Annotated in this window: 6 protein-coding genes; 3 read left to right on the top strand and 3 right to left on the bottom strand. The window is 67.5% G+C overall.

Features of this window, described 5'->3' with window-relative positions; translation table 11 throughout:
* The 3 genes from ACREPD_RS21460 to ACREPD_RS21470 form a co-directional block, all read right to left on the bottom strand.
* On the bottom strand, positions 1-1710 hold a 1710-nt coding region (locus ACREPD_RS21460; protein ID WP_431601167.1), incomplete at its 3' end, for a pseudouridine synthase.
* On the bottom strand, positions 1703-2845 hold the full coding sequence (gene scpB / locus ACREPD_RS21465; RefSeq protein WP_431601168.1) for an SMC-Scp complex subunit ScpB: 1143 nt from the start codon (positions 2843-2845) through the stop codon (positions 1703-1705). The genes scpB and ACREPD_RS21460, both read right to left, overlap by 8 nt.
* Positions 2846-2860: 15 nt before the next feature.
* Entirely contained in the window at positions 2861-3766 is a 906-nt protein-coding gene (locus tag ACREPD_RS21470) for a segregation and condensation protein A (RefSeq protein WP_431601169.1), read from the bottom strand.
* Positions 3767-4139: 373 nt separating this feature from the next.
* Between ACREPD_RS21470 and ACREPD_RS21475 the strand changes: the two genes are divergently transcribed.
* From ACREPD_RS21475 to ACREPD_RS21485, 3 genes are all read left to right on the top strand, one after another.
* Positions 4140-4439, top strand: a complete 300-nt coding sequence (locus ACREPD_RS21475) for a YciI family protein (RefSeq protein ID WP_431601170.1) — start codon at positions 4140-4142, stop codon at positions 4437-4439.
* Complete coding sequence (locus tag ACREPD_RS21480; RefSeq protein WP_431601171.1) at positions 4436-4705, top strand: BolA family protein; 270 nt, start codon at positions 4436-4438, stop codon at positions 4703-4705. The genes ACREPD_RS21475 and ACREPD_RS21480 overlap by 4 nt, the downstream gene beginning before the upstream one ends.
* Positions 4706-4853: 148 nt before the next feature.
* A complete protein-coding gene (locus tag ACREPD_RS21485) occupies positions 4854-5897 on the top strand; it encodes a LacI family DNA-binding transcriptional regulator (RefSeq protein ID WP_431601172.1) in 1044 nt (347 codons plus the stop codon).
* Positions 5898-6078 lie beyond the last annotated feature (181 nt).

Genomic DNA, 6078 nt, shown 5'->3' on the forward strand with positions numbered 1-6078 from the left:
GCCCGGGCCACCCGGACCGCGTGCACCGGGGCCACCCGGGCCACGGTTGCCGCCCGGGCCACCGGGACCACGGTTGCCACCCGGGCCGCCCGGACCGCGGTTGCCCGCAGGACGGTTGCCGGCCGGGCGCGCGGTGCCGTACGGGCTGGCGCCCGGATTGGCGTGATCGGACGGGAAGCTCGGGGCATTGCCCGGGTGACCGTACGGGTGGCGCTGTGCGCCCTGGCCGCCACGGTTGCCCGCACCGGCACCGCCACCGGCCGGACGACCCTGGCCGCCGTAGCCGCCACGGCCTTCGCCGCCACCGGCCGGACGACCCTGGCCACCGTAGCCGCCGCGGCTTTCGCCGCCACCGGCCGGACGGCCCTGGCCGCCGTAGCCGCCACGGCTTTCACCACCGAAACCGCCCGCGCCCGGACCCTTCGGCTTGCCGTACGGACGACCCTGGCCACCGGCGCCTGCGCCGGCACCCGGACCGCGCGCACCCGGACCACGGGCTGCGCCCGGGCCGGCATTGCGGTGGTTGCTCGGGCCGGTGCTCACACCGTCCGGCACGTACCAGCTGCGGAACGCAGCCGGGTTGCCTTCGGGCAGGGCACGGTTGCCCTTGTCGGGGCGGGCCTTGAACGGGCGCTGCGACTGCTTGGCCGCCGCTTCACCGGTGACCGTCAGGCCACCCTTGAAGCCGCCGCCCTTGCCGCCGCGACCGCGGCCGCGCTCTTCGCGCACGTTGTCGAAACGACGCAGTTCGCGGCCTTCGTCGGCCGTGTTGTGGCCGTTGACGTAGGCGTTGCCACGGCCACCCTCGCGCGAGACGCGCACGGTGGTCTTGGCGGCGCGGCGCTGGCCGATCACCGGCTGCAGGGTCAACGCCGACGGCGCGCCTTCTTCCAGCTTCAGTTCGGCGCGCAGCGCTTCAACCTGCTTGGCCGGCAGTTCCACCGACTGGCCACGCAGCAGTTCGCGCGGCAGGGAAACCTTGCCGTAGCGGGTGCGCTTCAGGCGGCTGACCTGGCAGCCCTGCGATTCCCACAGGCGGCGCACTTCGCGGTTGCGGCCTTCCTTGACGACCACGCGGAACCAGTCGTGCGAATCGGTGCCGCCAATGCGTTCGATCTCGTCGAACTTGGCCGGGCCGTCTTCCAGCGCGACGCCACGGGCGAGGCGGTCGACGATGCTGTCCGGCACTTTTTCTTCGCCTTCCGGTGCACGCACGCGCACGACGTATTCGCGCTCGACCTCGTAGGAGGGGTGCATCATCGCGTTGGCAAGTTCACCGTCGGTGGTTGCCAGCAGCAGGCCGGTGGTGTTGATGTCCAGGCGGCCGATGGCGATCCAGCGCGCGCCCTTCAGGGCCGGCAGCGCTTCGAATACCGTCGGGCGGCCTTCGGGATCTTCGCGGGTCGTTACTTCGCCTTCCGGCTTGTTGTAGGCCAGCACGCGCGAGGTTTCGGTCAGCGCGGTGGCAACGAAGCCACGGCCGTCCAGTTCAACCTTGTCGCCGCTCTTGATGGACTGGCCGGTCTGGGCGACTTCGCCGTTGACCTTGACCAGACCGTCGGCGATGCGCTGTTCCAGCGCGCGGCGCGAACCAAGGCCGGCCTGGGCCAGCACCTTGTGCAGGCGCTCTTCGAGCTTGGGCTGTTCGGTTTCGTTTTCGCGCTTGAGCGAAAGCTTGTTCAACGACAGCTTGCGGGGGGTGTCACTCATTTACTTGGCTCCGGCCGGCGACGGTTTCGTCGGCCTCTGGTTCGGGATCGGTGTCGTCAACAGCGACGGTCGTCTTCGCGACGGCGTTGTCATCGGTATCGTTCTGGTGCGCCGCGCGTTCTTCCGGCGCGGTATCGGAGGTGCCATCGCTGGCGGTCGTATCCGCGTCGTCGTCGGGAAGTGACAACGGCGCATGGGATGGGGTGTCGGCGGCATCCGCGTGGGCGGGCGCCTCGTTATTGTCCTGCTCTGCGTCCTGTTCCGCCAGCCGGGCCGCCATGAGGGCAGCGCGGGCGGCGGAGCGGGCGGCGGCCGGGTCCGGGGTGGTATCCGGTTCGGCGGACGCTTCCGGTTCCGGTTCGGCGTCCGGGGCGTTCAGCCTGGCATGGCCAGGCTCTACGCCGACGGTTTCACCATCGGCAATTTCGCCGTCGGCAATGTCGCCATCGTTGTCACCGCCGGCAATGTCGCCGTCGTTGTCATCGGCGGCGATATCGCCATCGTTGGCGGCGTCGCTGTCCAGGTCGGCGTCCGGGTCGGCGGCGCCGGCGGCGATCCGGCCGGCCAGCTGGCCGTCGTTGTCCAGCGGCAGCTGCGGTTCCAGTTCGCCCAGGTCGCGCAGCTCGGACAGCGGCGGCAGTTCGTCCAGGCGCTTGAGGCCGAAGTAATCCAGGAAGCCCTTGGTGGTGCCGAACAGCGCCGGCTTGCCGGGCACGTCGCGGTGGCCGATCACGCGGATCCACTCGCGCTCTTCCAGGGCCTGGATGATGTTGCTGCTGACCGCGACGCCGCGCACCTGTTCGATCTCGCCGCGGGTGATCGGCTGGCGGTAGGCGATCAGGGCCAGGGTTTCCAGGGTGGCACGGGTGTAGCGGGTCTTGCGTTCGGTCCACAGCCGGGTGATGTAGCCGTGCACTTCGTTGGTGACCTGGAAGCGGAAGCCGGAGGCGACCTCGACCAGCTCCACGCCGCGCTCGGCACAGCCCTCGCGCAGCAGTTCCAGCGCGCGTTCGATGCTGCCCGGCGGCGCCGGTTCCTCTTCGGGGAACAGGCCCTGCAGCTGCGCCAGGGTGAGCGGCTGGCTGGAGGCCAGCAGCGCGCCTTCGACAATGCGGTTGATCAGCGGTTGATCCATGCGTGGGTCAGGTGCTCAGTCGGGTTCGTTGGCGGCGTCGTTGTCGTCGAACTCGCTGTTGAACTGCAGCGGTTCGTTGGTGTTGCCGGCGGCCAGGGATTTGACGTAGATCGGCGCCAGCGGTGCTTCCTGGACGATGTCCAGCAGCTGTTCCTTGGCCAGTTCCAGCAGGGCCAGGAAGGTGACCAGCACCCCCAGCTTGCCTTCTTCGGCGGTGAACAGCGTTTCAAACCGGTAGAACTTGCCGTCTTCCAGACGGCCCAGCACGTCGCCCATGCGCTGGCGCACGCTCAGGGCCTCGCGTTTGATCGCGTGGCCGGTGAACAGCTCGGCGCGCTTGAGCACGTCGTGCAGCGCCATCAGCATTTCCTTCAGGTCCACCGGCGGCGGCAGCTTGATGGCCGCACGGTCGGGGATGAAGGCATGCACCACGCTGGTGTCGCGGTCCTGGCGGGGCAGGGCGTCGATATCCTCGGCGGCCTGCTTGAAACGTTCGTACTCCTGCAGCCGGCGCACCAGTTCCGCGCGCGGATCGGCTTCCTCGCCTTCGATGCTGGGCGGCCGCGGCAACAGCATCCGCGACTTCACTTCGGCCAGGATCGCCGCCATCACCAGGTATTCGGCCGCCAGTTCGAAGCGCAGCTCCTGCATGACGTTGATGTACTCGACGTACTGCCGGGTGATCTCGGCGACCGGAATGTCGAGGATATCCAGGTTCTGGCGGCGGATCAGGTACAGCAGCAGGTCCAGCGGGCCTTCGAAGGCATCCAGGATGACTTCCAGCGCATCCGGCGGGATGTACAGGTCCTGCGGAATCTGCAGGACGGGTTGACCATGCACCACGGCCAGCGGCATTTCCTGCTGCTGTGGGGCGGTCGGCCGGATTTGCGGGTTCGCGTCGAGCGCGAGTTCAGAGGTCATCAAGATTGACGTCGGTATTGCAACGGACCAGTTTGCTGCGCCAGACCCGCATCCGGAACATCCGGGCGGTTGGATCGCAAGCCATGACACGCCAACGCGGGCGTGGTTCCACATTTCAAACAGCAGGGGCTCTCGCTGCCGGTAGGTACCGACCGTTGGTCGATACAGGGAGCAGCGACAGAACCACAGGAGGTCGTCTACGTGTACTGGTGTGGGGCAGCGGGTCGATTGTCGGTTGGCGGTGAAGCCATTGCCGACGGACTGCTGCGTCCAGCCACGTGCAATAGAGACAAGAGTACGGCTTCACGCGGGCAGTGTCCAGCGAGCCGGGCTAGAATCGCCCCGTTCGTTTAGCTGAACCTTGGAGTTGCCCGTGTTCTATGTCATTGAAGGCTATGACGGCACCGATGTGCTGCCCGCCCGAGCCGCCGCGCGGCCTGCCCACCTGGCCCGCCTGGAGGCCCTGCGTGACGAAGGGCGGCTGCTGCTGGCCGGCCCATGCCCGGCCATCGACAGCGAAGACCCGGGCCCGGCCGGCTTCAGTGGCAGCGTGGTCATTGCCGAGTTCAACACGCTGGAGCAGGCCCAGGACTGGGCCGCCGCCGACCCCTACGTGGCCGCCGGGGTGTATGTGCGCACCGAAGTGCGCCCGTTCCGCAAGGTATTGCCGTGAACCGGGTCGAGCGCATCCGCGAGGCCCTGCAGGCCGCCCTGGACCCGCAACTGCTGGAGGTGGAGGACGACAGCCACCGCCATGCCGGCCATGAAGGCGCCCGAGACGGGCGTGGGCATTTCAATGTGCATGTGGTCAGCGCCGCCTTCGAGGGCAAGCTGCCGCTTGCGCGCCACCGGGCCGTCTATGCGGCCTTGGGCAGCATGATGGAGACCGATATCCATGCGCTGTCCATCCGTGCCGAAGCGCCGCCAAAAAAGGGCTGAAACCCTTGTCCCGCCTTGTCCCGGTGAGTCCCGGGGCGACCTCCCCAAGACATCTTGAGGTTACCGCCGTGCGACATTTGTCTAACGTTGTATTTACATCCGGGTTTGAAAACGCTTACATTCCGCGCCAAGCCCAGATCTCTAAGCCGTGGAGGGCGGCGAGGTGAACAAGGCAGCGATCACTATCAAAGATGTAGCCCGTGAAGCCCGCGTCTCTGTCGCGACGGTTTCGCGTGCGCTCAATGGCCATGAAAATGTTGCCGAGCCCGTGCGCAAGCTGGTGCTGGAGGTGGCGGCGCGCCTGCGCTACACCCCGCATGCGGCCGCCCGCAGCCTCAGCAGCCGGCGTACCAACACCATCGGTGTGGTGCTGCCCGACCTGTATGGCGAATTCTTCTCCGAGCTGATGCGCGGCATCGACAACGTGGCCCGCGCGCGCCGCCAGCACCTGCTGGTGTCCAGCTACCACGGCGACCAGGAGCAGCAGGGTGCGGCCCTGCGGGCGATGCGCGGCCGGGTGGACGGGCTGCTGGTGCTTTCGCCGTATGCGGAAAGCCCCGGCTTCCTGACCGACAACCTGCCGCAGGCGCTGCCGACGGTGCTGATCAACACCTATCTGCCCGAGCAGGATCACCCGGTGCTGAGCATCGATGACCACGCCGGTGCGATGGCGATGACCCGCCACCTGCTCGACGTCGGCCACCGCCGCATTGCGTTCATCGCCGGCCCCGACCTGAATTACGACGCCCGCGAACGCCTGCGCGGCTTCCGCGATGCGCTGGCCGCGTTCGGCAGTGAGGCGGCAGGCATCGAGCTGCCCGGCGACTTCGATGAAGCGTCCGGCCACCGCGCCGGGCAGGAACTGCTGGCCGCCGGAACATTGCCCGATGCGGTGTTCGCGGCCAACGACATGATGGCGCTTGGCTGCCTGTATGCCTTCGCGCAGGCCGGCGTGCGCGTGCCCGCCGATGTGGCGCTGGCAGGCTTCGATGACATCCCCCTGGCGCGTTTCGTTCACCCTTCGTTGACCACGATGCAGGTGAGTATCGCCGACCTTGGCGATAAGGCGGCGACGCGTCTGCTGCAGTTGATGGATGGCAACAACACGGAAACGGCCGGTGACAAGCAGACACTTGTACCGACCCTGATCGTGCGTGATTCAAGCGTTCCGCCGAAAGGCGGAACGCGGTAGGTCACGACCGTTGGTCGTGACAGGTTGGTCGTGACTCGTTGGGCCGTTGAACGCTGTATCGGTATTTCACGCAATCCAAAAAAAAGACAGGCGGCCGCAATGACGGCCACCACCACCCGGAGATTTACATGACGTATTCCAATCACCGCACCCGTATGCCGGCTCGGCGCCTGCTCACGAG

Source organism: Stenotrophomonas sp., assembly GCF_050737075.1.
GTDB lineage: Bacteria > Pseudomonadota > Gammaproteobacteria > Xanthomonadales > Xanthomonadaceae > Stenotrophomonas.